This is a genomic window from Neorhizobium puerariae (assembly GCF_042429745.1).
In the GTDB taxonomy this organism is placed as follows: Bacteria; Pseudomonadota; Alphaproteobacteria; order Rhizobiales; family Rhizobiaceae; genus Neorhizobium; species Neorhizobium puerariae.
On the sequence record NZ_JBHMAA010000013.1, the window covers coordinates 136,083 to 161,740 of the forward strand.

Here is a 25,658-nt window from a genome sequence, read left to right on the forward strand (position 1 = left end):
TCCGGCAGCCCGCCCATTCGGTCAGATGGCGATATCCTTGAGGCTTTCGGCCCCCTCGCCCCGTTCGAAGGCTGAACGCGGCGCAGTCAATATCCATGAAAGCCCTTCGGGCCGGAAGTCGACCTCGACCTGCCCCGAAAAGGCAGCCGACGCATGGCGCTTGATGATCGTCGTGCCGAAACCGGTCCGTGACGGCTCATGCACCGGAGGACCACCCTTTTCCTCCCAGATCAGCCGAAGCTTCGGCTCCTCGCCGTCGGCCTCCCCGGGCACGTCGGCCCAGGCGATGCGCACCTTGCCCGACGGCACGGAAAGCGCTCCGTACTTCACGGAATTCGTCGCGAGCTCGTGCAGGATGAGGCCGAGATTCTGCACCGCTTCCGCCTTGAGCGTGAAATCCGTCCCCTGCAGCTCCACCCTGTCGACCACTTCCGCAAAGGTGCTCATGTGGATTTCGATCACCCGCCGGATCGAGACGCCGGCCCATTGCTCCTTGGCAAGCGCTTCGATTGACTTGCCGAGCCCCTGGAGGCGGTTGCTGATCGCCTTCTGGAACTCCTCCATCGTCGTGTCCTGCCGCGCGAGCTGGCGCATCATCGCCTGAACGAGCGTCAGGATGTTCTTCGTGCGGTGCACGAGTTCGTGGAGGATGAGATGGATGCGGTCTTCCGCCTCGCTCCGGTCGAAGGAGGCGTTCGAAAGCGCCACCGCCACCTGGTTCGCCTCGCGGATCTTGGTTTCCACGGGCGGGACGATCTCGCCCTTGCCCATCCGCTCGGCCATTTCGGCGATCTGCCGGATCGGGATGCGAAGCTGGCGTCCGACGAGCCAAGCGATCAGCATGGCGGCGGCGAGAAAGATGGCGCCGCCCAGGATCAGCTGCCGCCATGTGGTCAGGATGGTCGCCTGCGCCGCGTCGATCGGCCCCCAGACCACGGCTTTCCAGGTCCAGCCGGTGATCTGCGCATAACCGTACATCTGCTTCAGGTCGCCGTCGACATCCTCGATCGTCCCCTTGAAGCCGGTCATCAGCTTCAGCGTATCGGCAGGGAAAGCGGTGCCGGACGGCAGGGCATTGTCGCCGACGGAGGTGACCACATGCCCCGACCCGTCGACCACGGCGACAGTCCAGCCGGCGGAAAGCCCCTCCGTGGAGATGAGCTTCTGCAGGTCCTCGGCATTCTGCGTGATGATCATAGCCGCGCCCGAATAGGAAATCTCCTTGGGCAGCGGCATGCTGATGTTGAAGACGTGCTTTCCGCTGGTGGTGCCGAAAAAGACGTTGGAAGCCTCCGTCACGCCCGTGCGCAGCACCGATTCGAGCGCCGGCACGTTGGATACCTTGTTCAGCGGCGTGCCGTAGGGAACCCGCGTGTTCAGCCGCTGCTGGCCGTCGGCGTCGACGACGAGGACATAGAGCGAGTTCGACCGCAGGCTGTTCTGGGTGCGGTTGTGGAAGGCTCGGAGATCGCCCCTTTCCAGCTCCGGCGAGGTGACCAGAAGCCGGAGCGTCGTCGCCATGTCCTGCAGCTCGCGATCGACCGTGCGGGCGATGAGCTGCGCATCCTCGGCGGTCTCGTTCGCAAGGATGGAGCGCTCGTTCGCTTCGAGCTCCATCATCAGGTAGGTCACGAAAACAAGCAAAGGCAGTGCGACGCCGGCCGCGAGAGCAACCAGATAAGCGCCGATCGGCGCTGTTGGGAAAAACCGCGAAATCCTAAACATTCCGCGCGCTTACCCCAAGAAAACGATGCAGGCGCCCGTGCCACCTGCTCTCGAGTTCATCCTAGCATCCCGCCCTTTGCTAATATAACTAGCGGATCTTTTCTAACTGCTTTTCGTGGCGGGGCCAAGGATTGATTGCTTGCGATATGTTTTTCTCCGGGCGTGGAACGGCCTCTTCCGGTGGAAAATATCGAGCCGGGGCCGGGCCGCCCGAACGCGGTCCGGCCATCGCCGCATGCCGGGTCAGATGGTCGTCGAACCGGTCAGGGTGTCGGTAGGGGTGTTGTTGACGCGCAGGTTGTTCTGCACATGCCGCACCCCGGAAACATCGTCCACGAGATCTTCCGCCCGGCGCTTGTCCCAGCGGCTCGAAACGAAGCCGTCGAGCGTCACCTCCGCCTGCTTGACGGTCACCGCGATATTCGACGCGTCCAGCACCGGATCGTCGCTCAGCCGGTCATTGACGTCTTCCTCGATCCGGGCGTCGGACCGCTGATATCCTCTCGGCCCCTTGCCGCGATGCTCGTCCATGGCGCGGCGCTGCCGGGCGTCCTCGTCGCCGAACCAGGAGGCCGTCTCGTCGCCCGCCCGCTCCATGAAGCCACGTCCGCGGCCATGGTCGTCGGCCCCCCGGAAGCGATATTCCGGTCCATGGCCGTAACGATTCCCGGCGCCGTAGTCCGCGCCGTAGCGGTCGCCATAAGCCTGGTTCACGCGGCTGCGGCCCGGTTCGTAGCTGAAGGAGGACGGCCGGCCGCGATAGGATTCGCGCGCCCAGGCGCCGGAGCGCTCATTGTCGGCATAGCCGCCATCATAACCGCCGTCATAGCCGAAATCGTCGGCCGCCCATTGTTCGCCCCGGCTATGCCGGGAAAAGCGCGACCGGTCGCCTTCGCCGCGATCCGGGTCCCGGTCGCTGAAGGAATTGCCGCCGAAAGAATTGTCGCCGCTACGCTGGTAGTCGCCGAAACCACGAACATAGCCGGTATCGCCCGGACGGTAATCGCCGGAGGATTCGCGGGAAAAATTGCGCTCGTCCCGCATGCGGTCATTTCGATACCCACCCGACTGGGTATGGTTTCCGTTAGCCATGGTCTGTCTCCTCGATCTGGATTGGTCCCGTTCCGGAGGGAACGCAGACCGAACCTCCCCTCACCCGGATTGTTCCGGCATTTGCGAGGATTCCGTCGGAAGACAGCGCGGCGGCGGGCGCCGATGAACCTGCGCCGGCAGGAAGGCCGGCGCGGCGAACGTCAGTCGATGCGGCTGGTGGTCTGCGGATCGAAAACCACCGCCTTGTCGAGATTGAAGGAGAACGGGAATTTCTGGCCGAGTTCGACCAGGACGTCGGAGCGGGTGCGGGCGGTAAAGCTTGCGCCATCGAGCCTGCCGGTGACGAACGTGTCCGATCCCGTGGGCTCGATCATCGTCACCTCCGCCTCGATCCGGGCGATGGAGCGCGCCTGCGGGTCCGCAAGGCCGGCATCGGTGATCGCTTCCGGCCGCAGGCCGAGGATGACGTCCTTGCCATCGGCGAGGTCCGCCGTGACGGACGGCGGCATGGCGACCTTGGTGGTCTCGTTGCCGAACAGCACGATGCCTTGCTGGCCGCCGGCATCGGAAACCCTGCCCTTCAGCATGTTCATCGCCGGCGACCCCATGAAGTCGGCAACGAACAGATTGGCCGGACGGTTGTAGATTTCCGCCGGCGTGCCGACCTGCTGGACCATGCCTTCCTTCAGCACGACGATCTTGGTGGCGAGCGTCATCGCCTCGATCTGGTCGTGCGTCACATAGACGATAGTGGCATGGGTGTTCTGGTGCAGCGCCTTGATCTCGGCGCGGACTTCGACGCGCAGCTTGGCGTCGAGGTTGGACAGCGGCTCGTCGAACAGGAAGACGCGCGGCTGGCGCACCAGCGCGCGGCCCATGGCGACGCGCTGCCGCTGCCCGCCGGATAGCTGGCTCGGACGGCGCTTCAGAAGATGCTCGATCTGCAGGGTCTTGGCGACCTGCTTGACCGCCGTCTCGCGGCTCGCCTTGTCGACACCGCGCATTTCCAGCGCGAATGCGATGTTCTCCTCCACCGTCATGTTCGGATAGAGCGCATAGGACTGGAAGACCATGGCGATATCGCGCTTCGACGGATGCAGGTCGGTCACGATCTGGCCGTCGATGACGATATCGCCGGAAGACGGCGGCAGGAGACCGGCGATCGCGTTGAGCAGCGTGGACTTGCCGCAGCCGGAAGGACCGACGAGAACGAGGAAACCGCCCTTTTCGAGGTCGATGTCGATCCCCTTCAGGATCTCGACATTGCCGATCTTCTTGCGAAGGTTCTTGATTTCAAGAAAGCTCATGAGAGGTATCCCTGGGTCAACCCTTGACGGCGCCGGCCATCAGGCCGCGCACGAAATAGCGTCCGGCGACGATATAGACGAACAGCGTCGGAAGTGCCGCGAACACGGCCGCCGCCATGTCGACATTGTATTCCTTGACGCCGGTGGAGGAGGAAACGAGATTGTTGAGCGCCACCGTCATCGGCGAGGATTCGCCGCCGGCAAAGGAGACGCCGAACAGGAAGTCGTTCCAGATGTTGGTGAACTGGTAGATGATCGTGACGACGATGATCGGACCGGATGTCGGCAGCAGGATGCGCCAGAAGATGCGGAAGAAGCCAGCGCCGTCGATCATCGCGGCCTTGATCAGTTCATCCGGAAACGCCTCATAATAGTTGCGGAAGAATAGCGTCGTGAAGCCGAGGCCGTAGATCACATGCACCATGACGAGACCCGCCGTGGAGTTGGACAAGCCCATGAAGCCGAGCAGCCGCGCCATCGGGATAAGGACCGCCTGGAACGGGATGAAGCAGGCGAACAGCATCATGCCGAAGACGATCTTGTGGCCCGGGAAGCGCCACTTGGTGAGCACATAACCGTTCAGCGCGCCGAGCAGGGTCGAGATGACGACCGCCGGAACCACCATCTTGATGGAGTTCCAGAAATAGCCCTTGATGCCGACGCAGGAGACCCCGATGCAGGCCTCGCCCCAGGCCTTCACCCAGGCCGCGACCGACGGTTCCCTCGGCAGCGACAGCATGTCGCCGCCGCGGATCTCGTCGAGGGATTTCAACGACGTCGTGAGCATGACGTAGAGCGGCAGCAGGTAGACGACCGCAAGCACGATCAGGGCTGCATAGATGAAATAGCGGGCGGTGCGCGCCGAACCGGCGCTGACGGTTTCCTGTGTCGCGCTCATTGATGCTTCTCCCGCAGTTCCGAATAGAGATAGGGCACGATGATCGCCGTGATGCCCATCAGCATCATGACCGCGCTCGCCGAGCCGACGGCCATCTGGTTGCGTGTGAAGGTGTAGGAATACATGAAGGTGGACGGTAGCTCGGTGGCATTGCCCGGCCCGCCGCCGGTGAGCGCGATGACCAGGTCGTAGGACTTGATCGCCATGTGCGCGAGCACGATGAAGGCCGACAGGAAGACGGGGCGCAGCAGCGGGATGATGATGCGGCGATAGATGGCGATGGTTGACGCGCCGTCGATCTGCGCGGCCTTGACGATCTCGCCGTCGATGCCGCGCAGGCCGGCGAGGAACATCGCCATGACGAAGCCCGAGGCCTGCCAGACGCCGGCGATGACGACGGTGTAGATCGCCATGTTCGGGTTGACCAGCCAGTCGAACCGGAAGCTCTCCCAGCCGAGATTGTGCATCGTGTGCTCAAGCCCGAGACCGGGGTTCAGGAACCATTTCCAGGCCGTGCCGGTGACCACGAAGGAAAGCGCCATCGGATAGAGGAAGATCGGCCGCAGCACGCCTTCGGCGCGGATACGCTGGTCCATGAGGATGGCGATGAACAATCCGATCGCGATGCAGATGCCGATATAGAGGATGCCGAAGATCGCGAGATTCTGCATGGCCACATACCAGTTCGGCTGCGACCAGAGGCGATAATAGGCGTCGAAACCGCCCCATTTGTAGACCGGCAGGATGCGCGAGGTGGTGAACGAGAGATAGACCGTCCAGAGGATGAAACCGTAGACAAAGATGAGGATCACCGCGAACGAGGGCGCCAGCACGATCTTCGGCAGCGCGTTGCGCAATCCATCAGCAAAGGTGCGGCCCTGTCTCTGCGGCGTCCCCTCGGGTGTCAGGGCAGGCACCGGCTCGATTGTCGTCATCATGACCTCCGGTAGGGGAGTAGAGGAGTATCGATTGATACCGCTGCCCATGAGCCCCCCTCACCAACAAAATCCAAGACTTGGCTTCGCCAAGATCTTGATTTTGTAGCTCCCGCCAAGGGAGAGGCAGAGCGTCGAGCGTGCGGTACCGTTATCTTTCCCTTGTGGGAGAGACTTTGGAGCGATGGCTGAAAGCCAGAAACCGATGAAATCGATTCAGCGAACAAAGGCCTGAGCACATCCCTGCGCGAAGGCTATCCGCCGCCTCGGCTTGCAAATCGCAAGTGAGGGGACCGGTTCAACCAATCCCCTCACCTCATTTTTCAACTACCCTTACTTGGCAGCCTTGACCGCTTCCGGCAGGCGCTTCAGGGCCTGTTCGGTGGTGAGCTGGCCGTTGAGGTGCTGGGTGATCACGTCGAGCATGGCTTCCTTGATGGCGGCCGGCTGGGCGTAACCATGGGCCAGCGAGCCCATCAGCGTGCCCTTGGAGGAAGCTTCGGCGAGGTCCGCCATGCCCTTCTTGCCGCAATCGTCGAACTTCTCGTTCGAGACGTCGGTACGGGCCGGAACGGAACCCTTGACCGTGTTGAAGGCGATCTGGAAGGCCGGGTCCTCGACGGCGGACGCCATCTTCAACTGAGCCTTTTCGGCGTCGCCGCCAACGTCGAACATCATGAACTGGTCGGCGTTGAAAAGCACGGAACCCTGGGTGCCGGGGAAGCGGATGCAGACGAAGTCCGTGCCCGGCTTCTTGTTGGCGCGCAGCCATTCACCCTTGGACCAGTCGCCCATTTCCTGGGCGCCCGCCTTGCCTTCGATGACCATGGCGGTCGACAGGTTCCATTCGCGACCCGAGAAGTTCTGGTCGAAATAGGTGCGCAGCTTCGACATGGTGTCGAAGACCTTCTTCATCTGGTCGCCGGAGAGAGCTGCCGGATCGAGATCGAGAACGGCCTTCTTGTAGAAATCCGGACCGCCGGTCGAAAGAACGACGGCTTCCCAGAGCGTGCCGTCCTGCCACGGAACGCCGCCATGGGCGAGCGCGGTGATGCCCTGGGCCTTGAAGGCATCCAGCAGCGCGATGAACTCGTCGATATTGGTCGGAACCTTGCCGCCGGCCTTGTCGAGCGCCGCCTTGTTGATCCACAGCCAGTTGGTGGAATGGATGTTCACCGGAGCGGCGATCCAGTGGCCGTCATACTTGGAGAAGTTCTGCAGCGCGGCCGGAATGACCTTGTCCCAGCCTTCCTTCTTGGCAAGGTCGTCGAGATTGGCGGCGACGCCCATCTCCGCCCAGTCGCGAAGGTCGAAGCCGAGAAGCTGGACGGCGGTCGGCGGATCGCCGGCCGTGACGCGGGCGCGCAGCGCCGTCATGGCGGCGGAGCCGGCACCGCCGGCAACCGGCATGTCCTTCCAGGTCACGCCCTGCTTCTGGAGGTTTTCCTTGAGCACGTTGAGAGCCGCGGCTTCACCGCCGGAAGTCCACCAGTGCAGGACTTCGACCTGCTCGGCGGCCTTGGCGGCACCGGCCGTCATCGCGATGAGAGCCGCACCGGCGGCGAGTTTGGTGATCGTTCGAATATTCATTGAGAATCTCCCTTTGCATCCGGGCTCCTCTCCGGATATGGCGATTTATAACGATATAAACGCGGTTGATGTCAACCCACGAGGAGGATTTTTTGCACAGCTTGACGGCACGATTAACCCAATGAAAAATATGAATTATTTTCGTTCGGCCGAAATTTTCCTCAGGAATCGAGAAAAATTTCTGGCGCCTTTCGAAAAATTTGCAACGATGTAGATGAGGCCCGTTCCGGTTCTGGAGCTGAGTGGAGGAAGAAGAGGACATGCCGCTGGAGGACCTGGAGGACAAGGGTCAGCGGGCGATGCCGGACCGGATGGCGGAGAAATCCGGTCCGGATACGAAGCCCACCTTGAGGACGATTGCCGAACTGACGGGGCTCGCCGTCACGACTGTGTCGCGGGCGCTGGCCGACGCGCCGCAGATCGCGCTCGAAACACGCCAGCGCGTGCGGCAGGTCGCGGGCGAGATCGGTTACCTGCCGGACCGGGCGGCGCAGCGCCTGCGCACCGGCCGCACCAATGTCATCAGCCTGGTCCTCGATCCGCACGAGGAAATCCTCGGCTACGCGACCTCGATGATCAACGGGCTGACCGAGGCCCTGCGCGGCACGCCCTATCATCTCGTCATCACCCCGCATTTCTCCGACACGCCGCAGATCGACCCGGTGCGCCACATCATGCGCAACCGGATGGCGGACGGCATCATCTTCACCCGGACGGAGCCCTCGGACGAACGGGTCAAGCTGCTGATAGAGAACAACTTTCCCTTTATCTGTCACGGCCGGACGGAACTCGCGACCGCGCACCCTTACGTCGACTACGACAATTACAGCTTCACCTATCAGGCCGCCCGCAAGCTGATCGCAGCCGGTTCGAGGAGGCTTCTCATCATCCTGCCGCCGGACCGCTTCACCTTCGCCCACCACATGCGGCACGGCTTCATGACGGCGGTGCGCGAGGAAGGCGTCGCGTTCGAGATCGCCAGAGGCGTGACGCTCGACAGCAAGTCCGACGATATCCGCGATTGGCTTTACCGCCGCATGGGCGAGCCTGCGCGTCCGGACGGCTTCATCTGCGGTGGCGAGGTATCCGCCCTTTCGGTCATGGCCGCCGCCTATGACCACCAACTCGAACTTGGAAAGGACGTGCGGCTGGTCGCCAAGCAGACCTCCGGCCTCTTCGACCAGGTCCGCCCCCGCGTGGAAACGATCTACGAGGACCTTTCCGAGGCCGGCCTCCTGATGGGCCGGCTGCTTCTCCGGCGCATCGCCGGACCTGTTCCCGTCCATGAATTGCAGGCGCTCCAGACGGTCTGACCGCCTGAAGCGCCTGCCGCGACCCGTCAGGAAAGGTCGCGAAGGTTCCAGCGCCGCGCGGATTTTTCGCGCGGCGCTGCCTGCGGCTTCTCAATCCTCTTCCTGGAAAACGGCTTCACGCTTGGCCTTGACGCTCGGCAAGAAGACGATGACGAGGACGAGTGCCGCAATGAAGAGGAGGGCCGCGCTGAGCGGACGAGTGACGAACGTGGACGGATCGCCGCGCGAAAGAATCATCGCCCGCCTCAGGTTCTCCTCCAGGAGCGGACCGAGCACGAAGCCGAGCAGGAGCGGCGCCGGCTCGCAGCGAAGCTTCGCCAGCACGTAGCCGATAAGCCCGAAGAAGGCGACGGAATAGAGATCGTAGACGTTCGAGTTGACGCTGTAGACCCCGATCGAGCAGAAGGCCATGATGATCGGGAACAGCACGTAATACGGGATGGTGAGCAGCTTCACCCACAGGCCGATGAGCGGCAGGTTCAGCACGACGAGCATCAGGTTGCCGATCCACATCGAGGCGATGATGCCCCAGAAGAGCGCCGGCTGTTCCGCCGCGACGTTGGGACCGGGAACGATGCCCTGGATGATCATCGCGCCGATCATCAGCGCCATGACCGGGTTGGCCGGGATGCCGAGGGTGAGAAGCGGAATGAACGAGGTCTGCGCGCCGGCATTGTTGGCTGATTCCGGACCGGCGACGCCGGCGACGGCGCCCTGCCCGAATTCCTTCGGGTTCTTCGAGATCTTCTTTTCGACCGTGTAGGACGCGAAGGCCGCGAGGATGGCGCCGCCGCCCGGCAGGATGCCGAGCACAGAACCGATCGCGGTGCCGCGCAGCACCGGCGCGACCATCGCCCGGAAATCCTCTTTCGAAGGCAGAAGGCCGCTGACCTTGGACATCAACACCGAGCGGCTTTTTTCGTTTTCGAGATTGCGCAGGATTTCCGCAATGCCGAACACACCGACCGCGACGGCTACGAAGTTCAGCCCGTCCGCGTATTCACGGATGCCGAGGGTGAAGCGCGGCGTGCCAGTATAGATGTCGGTGCCGACAAGGCCGAGCAGCAGGCCGAGCGCCACCATCGCAAGCGCCTTGACGATGGAGCCGTGCGCCAACGCGATCGAGGAAACGAGGCCGACCACCATCAGCGAGAAATATTCGGCGGCGCCGAACTGCAAGGCGATTTCCGTCAGCGGCGGCGCGAAGATCGCCACCAGGAAAGTCGAGACCGTGCCGGCGAAGAAGGAGCCGAGCGCCGCAATCGCGAGCGCCGCCCCCGCCTTGCCCTTGCGCGCCATCTGGTAGCCGTCGATGGCGGTGACGGCGGAAGAGGATTCGCCCGGCATGTTGATCAGGATCGCCGTGGTCGAGCCGCCGTACTGCGCGCCGTAATAGATGCCGGCGAGCATGATCAGCGACGAGACCGGCTCCAGCTGGAAGGTGATCGGCAGAAGCATGGCGATCGTCGCCGTCGCGCCGATGCCCGGCAGAACGCCGATGAGCGTCCCGAGCAAGACGCCGATCAGGCAGAAGAACAGGTTTTCGAGGGATGACGCGGTCGAGAAGCCGAGCGCGAGATTGCTGAAGAGTTCCATGGCTCAGAAATCCTAAAAACCGAGCCAGGGCCCGAAACGGCGGAACGGAAGGCCGAGACCGTAACTGAAGACGAGGACCGAAAAGACCGTCAGCGCAGCGGAAAGGATGACGGCGGTCAGCGGCTTCATGCGGCCCGACGCGAAGGAGGCGATCAGCGCGCAGATGAACAGCGCCGGCACGAAACCGAGCCCCCGCACGGTGAGCCCGAAGACGATCGGAGCCGGCAGGATGAACGCCATGCCGCGCCAGGCGATGTGGCCGATCGGCTCTCCCTGGACCCGGGCGGACTGGATCAGGATGACGACGCCGAACAGGACGAGGGCGCAGGCAAGGATGAAGGGGAAATATCCCGGCCCCATGCGCAGCGCCGTGCCAAGCTCGAGATCAAGCGACTGGAAGGCGAAGAACAGGCCCGTGGCGATCAGCAGCAACCCGCAGATCAGGTTGGTCATGTCGAATTTCAGGGAATTCATGGGATCTCCGTCGAAAATGGAGAGGCGTGGCTTGCTGTCTCTTCTCCCCAGCGGGGAGAAGTGCCGAGCGAATGCGAGGCGATGAGGGGGCTCCGGCGAAGCCGGAGCCTGAAAAGTCGCGCCTTCGGCGCCCCTCATCCGACCCTTCGGGCCACCTTTCCCCCTTCCCCCGCTGGGGGAGAAGGGGGAACTCGCGGACTATGGCATGCCGCGCTCGTCCGCAAACCTCAGTCCGCGTACTGGCCGGCAGCCTCGATGACCGGCTTCCAGCGGGTGATCTCGCCTTCGAGCTTGGCTTTCAGGGCCTCCGGCGTCGCATCCGCGTCCGGCGATGGCTTCGTGCCGAGTTCGGCGAAGCGGGCGTCGACGTTCGGGTCCTTCAGCGCCACCTTGAGCGCCTTGCTGAGCTTGTCGATGGCTTCCTTCGGCGTGCCCTTCGGCGCATAGATGCCGTGCCAGATGCCGACTTCCATCTGCGGCAACCCGGCTTCCTTGACGGTCGGCAGGTCCTTCAGGACGTCGAGGCGCTCCGGCGAGGTGACGGCATAGGCCTTCACCGTGCCGCCCTGGATCTGCTTGGTCGTATTGGTCGTCTGGTCGCACATGATGTCGACCTGGCTGCCGAGAAGATCGGTCATGGCCGGGCCGGTGCCCTTGTACGGAACCGTGACGAGCGGCGTCTCGATCGAGCTCATGAACAGCATGCCGCAGAGATGCGAGGCGGCCCCGATGCCTGCATTGGCGACGGTGACCTTGTCCTTGTTCGCCTTGGCGTATTCGATCAGGCCCTTAAGGTCCTTGGCCTCCATGTCCTTGCGGGCGAGCAGGGTCATCGGAACGTCGGTGACGAGGCCGACATATTCGAAGGCGTTCAGCGTGTCGTAGGGCAGCTTGCGGTAAAGGGTGGCGCTGGTCGCCATGCCGATGTGGTGGAGCAGCACGGTATAGCCGTCCGCCTCCGCATTCGCCACGCGACCGGCCCCCAGCGTGCCGCCGGCGCCGCCGACATTCTCGACCACGATCTGCTGGCCGAGGTCCTTCGACATGGCTTCGGCGACGAGCCGGGCGACCGTATCGGTCGGGCCGCCGGCGGAGAACGGCACGATCATGGTGATCTGGCGTTCCGGGTAGCCCGCGGCATGGGCGGAAGCGGAGAAAAGCGAAAGTGCCGCAAGAGCGGTAGCGCCGATGACGGCGTTCATGATTTTCATCGGGGTCCTCCAGGATGAAACATATGGCGTGGCCGGCGCTCAGGTCTCCTCCGGCGCCAGCCTGCTCGCCATTTGTGCGAAGGCATGAAACGCGCGCAATCGTTGCGAAAGTCCTGGAACAGCATTTCTGCCGATGTCGCGCCGCAACATGGGTGGATTCGGAAACAACGCGGACAAAGCATGGGTGGATTTCCACCCATCGGACCAAGATCAGCCGTCCCGATCGTCCTGAGCCAGGTGTTCCGGACCGAGCAGCTTCTTGTCGAGACCGTATTTCTGCATCTTTTCGTAAAGCGTCTTGCGCGAGATGCCAAGAGATTCGTAGACGGGTCTCAGGGCGCCGCCATGGGCGGCGATCTCGCCGGCGATGATATTGCGCTCGAACGCGGCAACCTTGTCGGCAAGCCGCCCCATCCCGTCCCTGGCCCCGTCCTTCACCGCGCCGGCCGCCTCGCCGGGCTTCGGGTCGAGGCCGAGCACCAGCCGGTCGGCGGCGTTGCGCAGTTCGCGCACGTTGCCCGGCCAGTCGCGCTGGGCGACAGCCGAGATCACATCGGCCGGCACATCGACATCCTCGCGGCCGTAACGCGCCGCCGCCTCCCTGACGAGTTGCAGGAAAAGAAGCGGGATATCCGCCCGCCGCTGCATGAGCGACGGCACATGGATCGTCGCGACATTGAGCCTGTAGAAGAGATCCGCGCGGAAACGCCCTGCCGCCACCTCCGCCTCTAGATCCACCTTGCTGGTGGCGATGAAGCGCACGTCGAGCGGCACCGTTTCGTTGGAGCCGAGGCGGGTGATCACCCGCTCCTGCAGCACGCGCAGGAACTTCGCCTGCAGGTCCACCGGCATCGAGCCGATCTCGTCGAGCAGGATCGTGCCGCCCCGGCCATGCTCGAACTTGCCGTAGCGCGGCCGAAGGGCGCCGGGGAAGGCGCCGGCCTCATGCCCGAAAAGCTCGCTCTCGATGAGGTTTTCCGGCAGCGCCGCGCAGTTGATGGCGATGAAGGGCCTGCTGGCGCGCGGGCTGACGTCGTGAAGCGCGCGGGCCACCACCTCCTTGCCGGCGCCCGTCTCGCCGATGATCAGCGTATCGGCATCGGCCGCGCCGATCGCGCGGATGCGGTAGCGAAGGTCGACCATGACCTGGGTGCGGCCGGGCAGCCGGGCCTCCAGGTCGTCGCGCTTGCCGGCAACGGCCCTCAACCGCCGGTTTTCCAGCACGAGGCCGCGGCGATCGAGCGCGCGGCGGATGATCCCGGCGAGAAGCTGCGGCGTGAACGGTTTTTCGAGGAAATCGTAGGCCCCTTCCCGCATCGCCTTCACCGCGAGCTGCACGTCGCCATGGCCGGTCACCAGGATGACCGGGATTTCCGCATCGAGTTCGCGAACCCGGTGCAGCAGGGTCATGCCGTCCATGCCGGGCATGCGGATATCGCTGACCACGACGCCGTCGAAACCGAAGCCGGCAAGCTCCAGCACATGGTCGGCGTTGGAGAATGTCTGCACCCCAAGGCCGAAGAGTTCCAGCGCCTGCGCCGTCGAGCGGCGCAGTTCCTCCTCGTCGTCGACCAGAAGAACCCTTTGCCCGGTCACTCGGCAGCCTCCAGAAGATTGCCGTCGGCGACCTCGAGCTCGATGAAGAAGACCGCTCCGCCATCGGGATGGTCGGCGACGCTCAGGCTGCCGCCGAAGTCCTTGACGATATTGTACGAGATCGAAAGGCCGAGGCCCAGCCCCTTGCCGACGCCCTTGGTGGTGAAGAACGGGTCGAAGATGCGTTCGCGGATGGCGGCCGCGACCCCCGGCCCCCGGTCGCGCACCGATATCGCCACCTTGTCTCCCGCGCGGCCGGCGGACACGGTGATCCGGCGGTCGCCGAGCCCTTCGACCGCATCCGCCGCATTGGTGATGATGTTGACGAGCACCTGCTGAAGCCTGACCGCGCCGGCCTTCACGGCCGGGATGGCCGGATCGATTTCCACCTCCAGCGTCGCATCGGCGGCCTTGAGGCGGGCAGCGATGATTTCCAGCGTGTCCCGCATCGCGTCGTCCAGCGCGACCGGCCCGAGCTTCTCGTTCGGCTTGCGGGCGAAATTGCGCAAGTGCCTGCTGATCGACGCCATGCGGTCTATGAGGGCCGAAATGCGCCGGACATTGTCCCGCGCCTCCTCGGTCCGTCCGAGGTCGATCAGCACGCCGGTCGTCTCCGCATAGGTCTTGGCGGCGGCGAGCGGCTGGTTGAGCTCATGGGAAAGCGCCGCCGACATCTGGCCGAGGCCGGCGAGCTTGCCCGCCTGGATGAGGTCCGCCTGCGTCTGCCTGAGCCGCTGTTCGGTCAGCCGCCGCTCGGCGATCTCCTCCTCGATGCGGCTGTTGACGCGGGCGAGATCCGAGGTGCGCTCGGCGACGCGGCGCTCGAGCTCGTTGCGGGCCTCCGCCTGCAATTGCATGCGCTCGTTCAGGCGGGCGCGGCGCTGCATGATGATGGCGAGCGCCAGGCCCGCCAGGCAGAGCGTCAGGAATGCGGCGATCGTCGCCGTCTGCGCCTGGGTGCGGACGGAACTGGTGTCCATGAGAACGTTGACGGTCCAGCCGGCATCCGGCATCGGATGCGACACGACGAGGTATTCCTTCTCCGGTCCCCCATCGGCGATCATCATCACGTCGCGCCCGGCAAAGCTGCCGCGCCTCACCGGCAATTCACGAAGCCTGGCATCCGCATAGCGGCGCGAGGCCTCGGTGCGGGCGATCCGCTCGGGCGTCAGCGGCAGGATGCTGGCATAAAGCCATTCCGGACTGCCGGTCATGAAAATGATGCCCTCCGGATCGGCGACGAAGATGCGATCGTCGCCACCGCCCCAGCTATCCTCGATATTGTCGATATCCACCTTGAAGACGATCACGCCGCGGATGACGCCGCCGATCTCGATCGGCGAGCCGAAATAATAACCGCGCTTCAGTGAGGTCGTGCCGAGCGCATAGAAGCGCGACTGCCGTCCCGAGACCGCCTCCTGGAAGTAGGGGCGATAGATGAAGTTCTCCCCGACGAAGCTCACGGGCGAGTCGTAATTGCTCGCGGCGATCGTCTCGCCGTCCAAGGTCATCACATAGATGTCCGAGGATTTGAGAAGCGCGTTGATCTCCTTGAGATAGACATTCGCCGTGGCCCGAAGGCTCGCATTGCCGGGATCGAGGACCAGCGCCTCGATGTTCTGCTGGTCGGCGATCAGCGCAGGCAGCGCCTCGTAGCGCTTGAGATGCCCGTTGAGCGCCGACACAGCAAGGCGCAGGGTCGTCCCCGCCTGTGCCTCGGCCTCGTTCATATAGCCGCGCGCCGCGATATCGCTGCCCTTCAGGACCAGGGCCAGACCGATCGCCGCAAGCGCGGCCAGCGGCAGAAGAATGCGATATCTCAACAGCCGGGCTCCTCCTCTTGCTGCTTCCTCCCCGATAGGCGGCGGCCGCCATTGTAATGCCTGCCCCGCCGATTTCCATAAAAAACCTGCCGGTCCTCCGGATGCGCCGGCCGGGATATCCTGCAATCGCGACGGAAGCAAACCTGGCTTTAGGCAAGTTTTGCTTGACCCGGTGCCCGGCCGGGAACAGTCTGAAGGCGGGTAGGACAGGCCGGTCGCAAAACGAGGCCGGCTGAGGGTGAAGAGGGCTTCCCATGGTTTACGTGCTTGCTCTGCTCATCGGCGTCATCGCCGGCCTTCGCGCCATGACGGCGCCGGCAGCCATCGCCTGGGCGGCCTATCTCGGCTGGCTCGACCTTTCCGGCTCCTGGCTCGCCTTCATGGGTTCGATCTGGGCCGTCGGCATTTTCACGGTGCTGGCGGTCGTCGAGCTGATCACCGACCAGCTTCCCTCCACGCCGAGCCGCAAGGTGCCGCAGCAATTCGGCGCCCGCATCATCATGGGCGCGCTGACGGGTGCCGCGTTGGGCATGCCCGGTTTATCAGCCGTGGGGATGACCTCCGTCGTCATCGGCGTGATCGCCGGCATCATTGGCGCCGTGATCGGCACCTATGGCGGCGCTGCGGTACGCGCAAAGCTCGCCGCCAGCTTCGGCAAGGACCCGCCGGCCGCCTTCATCGAGGATGCCGTCGCCATCGTCGGCGCCTATCTCGTCGTCGCGGCATTGCCGGTCCCGGTCACGCCATGAACGCTTTCGACGCGATCATCATCGGTGCAGGACAGGCCGGCCCGTCGCTCGCCGGCCGCTTCAACGACGCCGGCAAGACGGTTGCGATCGTCGAGCGCAAACATGTCGGCGGCACCTGCGTCAACACCGGCTGCAAACCGACCAAGACGCTCGTCGCCAGCGCCTACGCCGCCCATCTCACCCGGCGCGGCGCGGAATACGGCGTGGTGCTCGACGGTCCGGTGAAGATCGACATGCCGGCGGTGATGCGGCGCTCGCATCAGGTGACGCTCGACTCCCGCCACGGCAACGAGAGCTGGCTGGAGGGCATGCCGAACTGCACGCTGATCCGCGGCCATGCCCGTTTCGAAAGCGGCAATACCGTGCGGGTCGGCGATGAACTCCTGACCGCGCCGCGGATTTTCCTGAACGTCGGCGGGCGGGCCGCAATTCCCGATTTTCCGGGCATCGACGACGTGCCCTATATGACCAACAGCGATATCGTGTTGCTCGACCGGGTGCCGGAACACCTCGTCATCGTCGGCGGCAGCTATATCGGGCTGGAATTCGCGCAGATGTACCGCCGCTTCGGCGCGGCGGTGACGGTCGTCGAGAAGGGCCCGCGCCTCATCGGCCGCGAGGACGAGGAGATATCGGAAGCGGTCCGCGACATCCTGGAAACGGAAGGCATAACGGTTCGCGCCGGCGCGGAATGCATCCGCTTCCGAAAGCATGAAAACGGCGTCGCGGTCGGCGTGAACTGCACGGCGGGCGAGCCGGAGGTGATCGGGTCGGATATCCTGCTCGCGGTCGGCCGCCGCCCCAATACCGACGATCTGGGCCTCGACAAGGCGGGCGTCGAGACGGATGCACGGGGTTATGTCAAGGTCGACGATCACCTTGCGACCAATGTCGAAGGCATCTGGGCGCTGGGCGACTGCAACGGCCGCGGAGCCTTCACCCACACCGCCTATAACGACTTCGAGATCGTCGCGGCGAACCTCTTCGACGGCGGGAACCGCAAGGTCTCGGATCGGCTGCCCGGTTACGCGCTCTATATCGACCCGCCGCTCGGCCGCGTCGGCATGAGCGAGGCGGAGGCCCGCAGGGCCGGAAAGAAAATCCTCGTCGGCAGGCGGCCGATGACGCAGGTGGGGCGCGCGGTCGAAAAGGGTGAAACGCAGGGCCTGATGAAGATCGTGGCCGATGCCGAGACGGGGCTGATCCTGGGCGCCGCCATCCTCGGCACCGGCGGAGACGAAGCGATCCACGGCGTGCTCGACATGATGAATGCCGGCGTGACCTTCGACACCCTGCGCTGGGCGGTTCCGATCCACCCGACGGTCTCGGAATTGTGGCCGACGGTCGTCCTCGGGATGCAGCCCACCTGAACCTCTTCCGGACACATCTAAATTTTTACCAGTCGCCTAAGGAGACCCTCAAGCATTTCCGTTTATGAACACGGGCAGGGTCCCCTGTTCATGACGGAAGCAGATGTGCGGTTTTGCTGGTTTCATTGGTGAGGCATATGGTTCCGGGCACCCGGAAATGTTGCTGGCATCCATGGCGGGGGCGATCGCGCATCGCGGACCGGACGGACAGGGCGTGTTCGCCGCGCCGGGAATAGGCCTCGCCCATGTGCGCCTCTCCATCGTCGGGCTTGCCGATGGCCAGCAGCCGATGACCGACAGCGACGGCCGCTTCACCATCGCCTTCAACGGCGAGATATTCAATTACGTGGAACTGCGCGATGAGCTGAAGGCCTGCGGGGTGGTCTTTCACACCGGCAGCGATACGGAAGTCCTGCTTCAGCTCTACGCGATCCATGGCGAGGCCGGTCTGTCGCGCCTCAACGGCGATTACGCCTTCGCCATCTGGGATGCGCGCGACCGCCGCCTGCTGCTCGCCCGCGACCGGATGGGCGTACGGCCCCTCTTCCATGCCGAGCACAAGGGAACGCTGTACTTCGCCTCGGAGATCAAGGCGCTGCTCGAAGTGCCGGGCATCGAGGCCGAACTCGACCCCGTCGCGCTCGACCAGATCTTCACGTTATGGGCGCCGATCCCGCCGCGTACGGCCTTCCGGAATATTTTCGAGCTGGAGCCGGGCCATCTGATGATTGCCGAACGGGGCAGAACCACGATCCGCCCCTATTGGACGCTCGACTTCCCCGACATCGGTGACCACGCCGCAGCCGATCAGGCCGCCAGGGAAGAAGAGCTGAGAGCGCTGCTGGCGGACGCGACGCGGCTGCGCATGCGCGCCGACGTGCCGGTGGGGGCCTATCTTTCCGGCGGGCTCGACTCCTCGCTGATCACCGCGCTTGCCGCACCCATGGCTCCGAACGGCCTGAACACCTTTTCGGTGACGTTCGACGACGCCGAGCATGACGAAAGCGCCTTCCAGATGGAGGTGGCCCGGGCGCTCGGCACGCATCACCGCGCCATCGCCTGCGGCCCGGCGGATATCGCGCGGAACTTTCCGGACGTGATCCGCTTTGCGGAAAGACCGGTGCTGAGGACCGCTCCCGCGCCGCTCTACCGACTGTCCGGGCTTGTCCGCGACGCCGGCATGAAGGTCGTCCTGACGGGCGAAGGCGCCGACGAGGTCTTCGCCGGCTACGACATCTTCCGGGAGGCGCGCGTGCGCCGCTTCTGCGCCCGGCAGCCGGGATCGAAGATCCGGCCGCATCTCTTTCGCAAGCTCTATCCCTACCTGCCGGGGCTGAAGCAGCAATCGGCGGATTATCTCGCCGCCTTCTTCGGCGCGGGCGGCGATGCGGACGGCGATCCGCTCTTCTCGCACCGGCCGCGCTTCCGTTCGACGGCGGCCACGAAGATCTTCTATTCCGACGACCTGCGTTCGACGCTCGGCGCCTACGACGCGGCCGAGGAACTGGCTTCGCGCCTTCCGGAAAATTTCGGCCGCTGGCACCCGCTGCACCAGGCGCAATACCTCGAAAGCCGCTTCCTGCTGCCCGGCTATATCCTGTCGAGCCAGGGAGACCGCGTGGCCATGGCCCATGGCGTCGAGGGCCGCTTTCCCTTCCTCGACCACCGGCTGGTGGAATTCGCAAGCCGCCTGCCGCCGGGCATGAAGCTCAGGGGGCTCGAGGAAAAGCACATCCTGCGGCGCGTTGCGCAGGACCTGCTGCCGGATGTCATCACCAGACGGCCCAAGCAGCCTTATCGCGCGCCCGACAGCCGCTCCTTTGCCGGCGGCGAGGAGCAGGCCTATGTCGCCGAGATGCTGGGCGAGCGGGCGATCGCCGCCGCGGGTCTCTTCAACGCCCGCGCCGTGGCGCGGCTTCACCAGAAATGCCGCATGCAGCCCGTCGCCGGCTTCCGCGACAACGCCGCCTTCGTCGGCATCCTGTCCACCCAGCTCTGGCTGAAGGCGTTCGGCGCCGGAAAATCGACCGACATCCGCGACGCCGACGCGGCCGGCGGCGACGGGAGACAGGCGAACATTGCGACGGCGGAGGCCGGCCAATGAACCTGCTGCCCAACTCGCTCCTGAACGGCATCCCTCCGGCCGTCCCGGTCGCCCGCGAACCCGCGCGCGGCGTCCGCTCCATGCAGGTCACCGACCTTCCCTCCGTCGGCCGGCTCTTCAACAAGGCGTTCCGCAGGAAGAATGAGGAACCGCGACAGGACCTTCTCGACTATCTCGACCATGTCTTCCTGAAGAACCCGGGATATGCGCCGGAATACGGCAGCATCGTGCACGAGGACAATGCGGGCCATATCGACAGCGCGCTGCTTGCGCTTCCCATGTCCTTTCAGGCCTCGGGCCGCCGCATCACGGCCCGGCTTCTCTGCGCCTTCATGGCGGACGGCAAGCCCGGATTTGCGGGCGCCGCGAAACTGGCCCGGGCGATCCGCCTCTCGCGGCCGGACCTCTGCTTTTCCGACAATGCCTCGCCCACGAGCGCCGATCACTGGACGACGGGCGGCGGCTTCGTGCTTCCCGTCCAGAGCCTGGAGTGGCGCCGCACCTTCCGGCCGTTCCAGGCCGGTGTCGACCGCCTCGGGGAAAGGCTGCCGGCCAGCCGGCATCTGCCGCTCTCCGCCCTGCTGCGGCCGGCCGATGGCGTTGCAAGACGCCTAGTCGGCGCCTGCACGCCCGCGATGCCGCCGGGCACGGCTTCGGCGGAGGCAGGCCCGGACGATTTCTTCGCCTGCGCCCACCAGATGACCGAACGCTTCGCCATCCGGCCCGACTGGTCCTACGACGAACTGCGCTGGCTGATGGAGACGGCGGCGTCGAACAGGCTGCTCGGCCAGCTTCGCTGCAAGCTCGTCATCGATGGCAGGGGCGTCACCATCGGCTGCTATCTCTTCTTCGGCCAACCCGGCAAGGTAGCCCATGTGCTCAACATCCTCTGCCGCGCGGGCCGGGAACTCGACGTCGTGGGGCATATGTTCGCAGACCTCGCGGCGTCCGGCTACGCCACGGCCCATGGCATGGCCCAGCCCTTCCTGATGAATGCGCTGATGCGCCAGCGGCAGATGAGCTTCAGGCACCGCGGCTATTTCTGCATGGTCACGCAGCATCCCGACATCCGGGAGGCGGCGATCCGCAACGACATATTCGTCGGCGGACTTGCATCGGAGAGCTGGAGCCGGCTGGTGACCGACTTTCGGTGAGAAGCGACCGGCGGAGCGGGATATCGCACCGTCTTCCGCCGTCGCCGATCCGCATCGTCGACCGGGCCGGCCATGGATCAAAACCGCATTTCGCGGGTTCTCCTTCTGACGGAAACGATCAGGAGGAAGACCTGATGGCAATGCCAGCTCGAAGCACATGGGCGGCGCAGCCCGCGGAAAAAACAGCGGAAACGGCGCGATGACCGACATCGACAGGAATGTTCTTCCCGAAAACATGGTCCTCTCCAACCGCGACAAGGCGCAGCACTCGCGGGAGCGTGGACTGGATGGCAAGGCGGTGCAGACCGAGCAGTTTCACGACCACGAGGCAAACCATCTGGACGACTGAGGGAACACGCCCATTCACGACTGGTTGAGAAGCGGCCCGGAACCGTCCGCGCAAGGGGCGATTGGCGTTCCTCCCTTGCAAAGGGGCGGATAAGGAGTACTCTTTTGCCATCGCCAGCTATGTATATGGGCGCCGGCGACTGGAAGACAGGAAGCGCTTTCGCCCCCATGCCAATGGAGGCCGAAAAGATGAATCCGGCAACTTTGAGCAACACTTTCGAGCCAAGCGAACTGGCATTTCTCAAACGCTTTTTCGACGATCTCTGTACCGAGCGCGGACTGGCCGGCGGAAGCCTCGCCGCCAACGATCTCGCCGCGCAGATCATCCAGCTTTACCAGCAGGGCGTACGGGACGAAAAGGACCTGCAGATCCGGCTGGACAGCGCAATGCTCGCGAAAAACTGAGCTGCATCGCGCATCGCACCCTTGACGATCCCTATCTCTTGGCCATCAGGTCCCGCTCGTCCCGCATCAGGAAGATGCGGGTGATGGAGTCGAGATTGGCTTCCAGCCAGTCCGCCATCGCCACTTCCTCCCCGAGGATACTTTCGAAGACGGCCTTCGCCTCCTTCTCCTCGAGTTCGTCGGCCGCGGCGATCAGCACACGGTAGTTGGCGATTTCCAGATGCTCGAAGGCGTAGCTCGCCATCGCACCCTTGACGATCTCGTCGCTGACCAGCATGCCGCCGACGCCCTGTGCCTTGGCGGCAAGCCTTGCCGCCATGTCCTTCAGGGTCACGGCGCCGCTCCAGCCGGAAAAGCGGTCGAGCAGATCCTTCAGCGCCTGGGCATGCGCTTCGGTCTCGTGAAGATGCTGAACGATCCGGGCCTTGAGGTCCGGATAGCTCTCGATCCGGCGCGACTGGTCGATCAGCATGGTGATCCCCTGCTCTTCCATGGCATGCGCCGCGCGAAGCCAGGCCAGGAAATTGTCTCGGGCATGTGTCATTCGCATCTCCTTGCAGAACGGGGCTGCCCCTCGGGAAACAGAGGGCGCCCCTGGCGGATTTCAAGCGTCGAAGACCTTCAACCTGCGGCACCGGCCTCGGGAACCGGACCCGTTTTCCGGCGGCCCGACGCGGGATTCGATGAATTGAAACGTCTTTTGCGCGCTCAGCCGGAAGCGCGTCATGCCGATGGAACATTTGCACCCTCTCGCGAATTGTCCCGAAGCAGGTACAGATCGCAGGTTCACAAGTCATAGAGGCAAGATGATGACAAGGACAACCGGAGCAAATGCGATTCTGGGAGCGATCGTCGTGGTGCTCCTGTTGCTGGCGGTCGGTTATTACATCCGGGGCAATTCGAACGAAACGGCGCAAGGCCCCGGCGCTCCCGCTGCCACGGATACGGTTCAGACACCGTCCGCCCCGCCGCATGAAACCGATCCGGCGAGCACCGGTTCGACCAATCGCTGACGGGCGCTTGCGAGGAACAATCGCCATGCCGGGCGGTTGGGGCCTGAGCAACAGGAGTGTGCTCATGATACCTGATCCTCGCGAACCCAGCGAACAACCGCCGATGCCGGCGCCCGTCTGGACGCCCGAGCCCCCGATCGAAGAGCCCGAGCCGGATCGCCTACCGGATGAGACGCCATTGCCCAATCCCGATGAAAATCCCAACCCTCCGGCCCATATGCCACCTGGCAGCCGGCCGGTACATTGAACGAAGACCGGCGCCTTGAGGCGCCGGGAGGCCAGTCATGAACATCCATCGACATACACATGTCCATCACAGCGAGATACGGACAGAGAACCGGGAGCAGCCGATGAAGCCCGGCCTCTGGAAACTGCTCGCCGCGGCAGCGCTCATCCTCCTCGCACTGGTTGCCGCCATCGAAATCTTCGGAGGTTACAACCGCAGTCTCATGGCACCCGGCTCACCGGGGCAGACGGAGCAGGAGTAGCTGTCAAACGGGCTCTCCCCCATTCCTGAAGCGAGAACGGCCCTTCGGGAACAAAGGGCAAAATTCGCACGTTCCCTTGTCACGCAAGCCCTTGTCACGCATGACGAGGTGGTGAGGTGGACACAACGACGCAATCGCCGTCCTTTCCGGAACCCGCGCTCCGGTTCGAGCCGATCATCCGGCCCGGCCGCAACGCATGGCGCAGCGCCAGGGCGGAAAGACTGGCCTTCCTGATCGACGGGGAGGATTATTTCCTCCGGCTGGACCAAGTGTTGCGGCAGGCCGAGCGGACGATCTTCATCATCGGCTGGGACTTCAATCCCGATATCCTCCTGCGGCCCCGCGACCCGGACGGCGAAACGCTCGGCGCCCTGCTCCGCAAGCTGGTCCGGGACAGGCCGGGGCTTGAGATCCGCATTCTCGTCTGGGGCATGGGACCGGTCTATTCCGGCAAGAGCCTCAGGATGTTCGGCAGGATGGAATGGAGCGACCATCCGCGCATTTCACTGCATTTCGACTTCGGCCACCCGCTGCGGGCCAGCCATCACCAGAAGATCGTCGCCATAGACGACAGGACGGCTTTCCTGGGCGGTATCGACCTGACCGCGCGCCGCTGGGACGACCGCGGTCATGCCGCGGCCAACCCGCTGCGCCGCTCCCCGGAGGGCGCGCCTTACGGCCCGCTTCACGACATGCAGACGATCGCGGCCGGCGAGATCGCGAGGCTGATCGGGGACGTGGCCCGGCGCCGCTGGAAGAAGGCGACCGGGGAGACGCTCGCGCCCCTCGAAATTCCCGGCGAGAAGCCATGGCCATCGGACCTTGCGCCCGCGCTCACGCAATGCCGAACCGGCCTTGCGCTCACCGAACCATGGAAATGGAAGGGCCGGCGCGGCCACCGCGAGGCGATCCGCCTCACTCATGACGCGCTGCGCGCCGCCAGGCATCATCTCTATATCGAGACGCAGTATCTTGCGTCTTTCGGCGTCGCCCGCACGCTCGCCAGACGGCTTCGCCGGCCGGACAGCCCGGAGATCGTCGTCCTCGTCACCCGGGAATCCCATGGTTTCCTGGAAAAGCTGATGATGGGACATAACCGCAACCGGCTGATCCGCCGCTTGAAGCGGGCCGATCGCTACGGCCGCCTGCGCGTCTTCTATGCCGTCGTCCCGGATGGCGAGGGCGGGGAACAGGAGATCATCGTGCATTCCAAGGTGATCGTCGTTGACGACCGGTTCGTGCGGGTCGGCTCGTCCAATCTCAACAACCGCTCCGAAGGACTGGATACCGAATGCGACCTTGCCGTGGAGGCGCATGACCAGACAGGCAGGCAGGCGATCCTCGCCCTGCGCGACGATCTTCTGGCCGAGCACCTCGATGCCGACCCGGCGGACGTCGCAAGGATCATCGCCGAAACCGGTTCCATGCTGGCCGCCGTCGACCGGTTGAACGTCAGGCCGCGCGGCCTCAGGGCCTTCGACGTCGATCCGGAAAAAGGCGAGACGAAATCCATGATGGGCACGGGGATCATCGACCCGAAACAGCCGTTCTGGCCGGTTCCGCTGATCCGGAACGGCCTCCGGCGCCTCTTCTCCCGCCTCTCCCGTCACCGTCTGCTCTGAGAGCCCTGCGCCGCGATGACGAGGAGCTCCGGATATGGCGCCCGGCGATCATGGCCCCTCCGCGGTACGCCACCGGCGGACGGGAACGAAAACGCGGCAAAGGTGTTCCCAGCGCTATGACCGCCCCGACAGATCCTCCACCCCCATACGGGCCCATACCCAGGCATCGTCTGAAAATCCTGAGCTACAATGTCCATAGTTGCATCGGCACGGATCGCAGGCTCGATCCCGCCCGGGTGGCCGAAGTCATCGCGGCCGCGGAACCCGATATCATCGGATTGCAGGAACTGGATGTCGGCCGAGGCCGCACCGGCGGCGTCGATCAGGCCCATGCGATCGCCTCTCTGCTGCGGATGGAGTTCCATTTCCACGCGGCCCTGACGGTTGCGGAGGAACGTTATGGCGACGCCATCCTGACCGCCCTGCCGACGAGGAAGGTCAAGGGCGGCGGACTTCCCTCCATCGGCGAGCCGCGCGGCGCGATCTGGGTGGAGATCCGCGTCGGCGATCACCGCCTGCAGGTGTTCAACACGCATCTCGGCCTGCGCGGCCGCGACCGGCTGAGCCAGATCGGAACGCTTCTGGGGCCGTCCTGGCTTGGAAGCCCCACATGCCACGAGAACCCGGTCGTCCTGATCGGCGACTTCAACGCGACCCCGTCAACCGCGACCTACCGGGCCGTTGGCCGCCAGATGACCGATGTTCAACGTCGCCTGAAGGCAAAACCCGAGGCGACCTTCCCGGCACGCTATCCGCTTCTGCGGATCGACCACATTTTCGTCTCCCGCGAAATGGTGCCGCTGGATGCCGAGGTCATCTCGACGCCGCTTGCGCGCCGCGCCTCCGATCACCTGCCGCTACTGGCGACCGTCGAATTCTGAAAT

At 64.4% G+C, this 25,658-nt stretch carries 24 protein-coding genes; 12 read left to right on the plus strand and 12 right to left on the minus strand.

Annotated elements, in window-relative coordinates; all coding sequences use genetic code 11:
• Positions 1-21 precede the first annotated feature (21 nt).
• The 6 genes from ACFFP0_RS11485 to ACFFP0_RS11510 all read right to left on the minus strand — a co-directional run bounded on the left by ACFFP0_RS11485 (position 22) and on the right by ACFFP0_RS11510 (position 7,502).
• Entirely contained in the window at positions 22-1,725 is a 1,704-nt protein-coding gene (locus ACFFP0_RS11485) for an HWE histidine kinase domain-containing protein (RefSeq protein ID WP_377260503.1), read from the minus strand.
• Positions 1,726-1,968: 243 nt separating this feature from the next.
• Positions 1,969-2,817 carry a BON domain-containing protein gene (locus ACFFP0_RS11490; RefSeq protein ID WP_377260505.1) on the minus strand — a complete coding sequence of 283 codons (849 nt, stop codon included), beginning with the start codon at positions 2,815-2,817 and terminating at the stop codon, positions 1,969-1,971.
• 161 nt (positions 2,818-2,978) lie between these two features.
• Positions 2,979-4,085, minus strand: coding sequence for an ABC transporter ATP-binding protein (locus ACFFP0_RS11495; RefSeq protein WP_377260507.1), 1,107 nt, complete (start codon positions 4,083-4,085; stop codon positions 2,979-2,981).
• A 16-nt stretch (positions 4,086-4,101) separates the two neighbouring features.
• Complete coding sequence (locus ACFFP0_RS11500; RefSeq protein ID WP_377260510.1) at positions 4,102-4,983, minus strand: carbohydrate ABC transporter permease; 882 nt, start codon at positions 4,981-4,983, stop codon at positions 4,102-4,104.
• Positions 4,980-5,918 (minus strand): carbohydrate ABC transporter permease, encoded by a 939-nt coding sequence (locus ACFFP0_RS11505; RefSeq protein WP_377260512.1) that lies wholly within the window; start codon positions 5,916-5,918, stop codon positions 4,980-4,982. The genes ACFFP0_RS11500 and ACFFP0_RS11505 overlap by 4 nt, the downstream gene beginning before the upstream one ends.
• Positions 5,919-6,251: 333 nt before the next feature.
• Positions 6,252-7,502: an ABC transporter substrate-binding protein gene (locus ACFFP0_RS11510; protein WP_377260695.1), complete on the minus strand. Its 1,251-nt coding sequence runs from the start codon at positions 7,500-7,502 to the stop codon at positions 6,252-6,254.
• A gap of 266 nt (positions 7,503-7,768) precedes the next feature.
• Here ACFFP0_RS11510 and ACFFP0_RS11515 point away from each other — a divergent pair, with 266 nt between their 5' ends.
• Positions 7,769-8,821 (plus strand): LacI family transcriptional regulator, encoded by a 1,053-nt coding sequence (locus ACFFP0_RS11515; RefSeq protein ID WP_377260514.1) that lies wholly within the window; start codon positions 7,769-7,771, stop codon positions 8,819-8,821.
• A 90-nt stretch (positions 8,822-8,911) separates the two neighbouring features.
• On the opposite strand, the gene ACFFP0_RS11520 is transcribed toward ACFFP0_RS11515, so the two are convergent.
• The 5 genes from ACFFP0_RS11520 to ACFFP0_RS11540 form a co-directional block, all read right to left on the minus strand.
• The gene (locus ACFFP0_RS11520; RefSeq protein WP_377260516.1) at positions 8,912-10,417 is read right to left on the minus strand and encodes a tripartite tricarboxylate transporter permease; all 1,506 of its coding nucleotides are present in this window, start codon (positions 10,415-10,417) and stop codon (positions 8,912-8,914) included.
• Between the two features lie 12 nt (positions 10,418-10,429).
• Positions 10,430-10,891: a tripartite tricarboxylate transporter TctB family protein gene (locus ACFFP0_RS11525; RefSeq protein ID WP_377260519.1), complete on the minus strand. Its 462-nt coding sequence runs from the start codon at positions 10,889-10,891 to the stop codon at positions 10,430-10,432.
• 227 nt (positions 10,892-11,118) lie between these two features.
• Positions 11,119-12,102, minus strand: coding sequence for a tripartite tricarboxylate transporter substrate-binding protein (locus ACFFP0_RS11530; protein WP_377260521.1), 984 nt, complete (start codon positions 12,100-12,102; stop codon positions 11,119-11,121).
• 210 nt (positions 12,103-12,312) lie between these two features.
• Positions 12,313-13,698: a sigma-54-dependent transcriptional regulator gene (locus ACFFP0_RS11535; protein ID WP_377260523.1), complete on the minus strand. Its 1,386-nt coding sequence runs from the start codon at positions 13,696-13,698 to the stop codon at positions 12,313-12,315.
• Entirely contained in the window at positions 13,695-15,521 is a 1,827-nt protein-coding gene (locus ACFFP0_RS11540; RefSeq protein ID WP_377260525.1) for a sensor histidine kinase, read from the minus strand. Before ACFFP0_RS11540 ends, ACFFP0_RS11535 begins: the two co-directional genes overlap by 4 nt.
• Positions 15,522-15,775: 254 nt before the next feature.
• On the opposite strand from ACFFP0_RS11540, the gene ACFFP0_RS11545 reads away from it, so the two are divergent.
• The 6 genes from ACFFP0_RS11545 (at position 15,776) to ACFFP0_RS11570 (ending at position 21,651) form a co-directional block, all read left to right on the plus strand.
• Complete coding sequence (locus ACFFP0_RS11545; protein WP_377260527.1) at positions 15,776-16,270, plus strand: DUF4126 family protein; 495 nt, start codon at positions 15,776-15,778, stop codon at positions 16,268-16,270.
• Positions 16,267-17,640: an FAD-containing oxidoreductase gene (locus ACFFP0_RS11550; RefSeq protein ID WP_377260529.1), complete on the plus strand. Its 1,374-nt coding sequence runs from the start codon at positions 16,267-16,269 to the stop codon at positions 17,638-17,640. The genes ACFFP0_RS11545 and ACFFP0_RS11550 overlap by 4 nt, the downstream gene beginning before the upstream one ends.
• Before the next feature lie 103 nt (positions 17,641-17,743).
• A complete protein-coding gene (asnB, locus tag ACFFP0_RS11555; RefSeq protein ID WP_377260531.1) occupies positions 17,744-19,744 on the plus strand; it encodes an asparagine synthase (glutamine-hydrolyzing) in 2,001 nt (666 codons plus the stop codon).
• Positions 19,741-20,898 (plus strand): GNAT family N-acetyltransferase, encoded by a 1,158-nt coding sequence (locus ACFFP0_RS11560; protein ID WP_377260533.1) that lies wholly within the window; start codon positions 19,741-19,743, stop codon positions 20,896-20,898. Before asnB ends, ACFFP0_RS11560 begins: the two co-directional genes overlap by 4 nt.
• A gap of 157 nt (positions 20,899-21,055) precedes the next feature.
• Positions 21,056-21,247, plus strand: coding sequence for a hypothetical protein (locus tag ACFFP0_RS11565; protein WP_377260535.1), 192 nt, complete (start codon positions 21,056-21,058; stop codon positions 21,245-21,247).
• Positions 21,248-21,372: 125 nt separating this feature from the next.
• On the plus strand, positions 21,373-21,651 hold the full coding sequence (locus ACFFP0_RS11570; protein WP_377260537.1) for a hypothetical protein: 279 nt from the start codon (positions 21,373-21,375) through the stop codon (positions 21,649-21,651).
• Positions 21,652-21,682: 31 nt separating this feature from the next.
• Here the strand turns inward: ACFFP0_RS11570 and ACFFP0_RS11575 are convergent, their stop codons facing one another.
• On the minus strand, positions 21,683-22,195 hold the full coding sequence (locus tag ACFFP0_RS11575; RefSeq protein WP_377260539.1) for a ferritin-like domain-containing protein: 513 nt from the start codon (positions 22,193-22,195) through the stop codon (positions 21,683-21,685).
• A gap of 262 nt (positions 22,196-22,457) precedes the next feature.
• On the opposite strand from ACFFP0_RS11575, the gene ACFFP0_RS11580 reads away from it, so the two are divergent.
• The 5 genes from ACFFP0_RS11580 to ACFFP0_RS11600 all read left to right on the plus strand — a co-directional run bounded on the left by ACFFP0_RS11580 (position 22,458) and on the right by ACFFP0_RS11600 (position 25,655).
• Entirely contained in the window at positions 22,458-22,664 is a 207-nt protein-coding gene (locus tag ACFFP0_RS11580; RefSeq protein WP_377260541.1) for a hypothetical protein, read from the plus strand.
• A gap of 67 nt (positions 22,665-22,731) precedes the next feature.
• On the plus strand, positions 22,732-22,911 hold the full coding sequence (locus tag ACFFP0_RS11585) for a hypothetical protein (protein ID WP_377260698.1): 180 nt from the start codon (positions 22,732-22,734) through the stop codon (positions 22,909-22,911).
• A gap of 37 nt (positions 22,912-22,948) precedes the next feature.
• Positions 22,949-23,152: a hypothetical protein gene (locus tag ACFFP0_RS11590; protein WP_377260543.1), complete on the plus strand. Its 204-nt coding sequence runs from the start codon at positions 22,949-22,951 to the stop codon at positions 23,150-23,152.
• Between the two features lie 116 nt (positions 23,153-23,268).
• The gene (locus tag ACFFP0_RS11595; RefSeq protein WP_377260545.1) at positions 23,269-24,774 is read left to right on the plus strand and encodes a phospholipase D-like domain-containing protein; all 1,506 of its coding nucleotides are present in this window, start codon (positions 23,269-23,271) and stop codon (positions 24,772-24,774) included.
• A gap of 155 nt (positions 24,775-24,929) precedes the next feature.
• Entirely contained in the window at positions 24,930-25,655 is a 726-nt protein-coding gene (locus tag ACFFP0_RS11600) for an endonuclease/exonuclease/phosphatase family protein (protein WP_377260701.1), read from the plus strand.
• Positions 25,656-25,658: the final 3 nt, after the last annotated feature.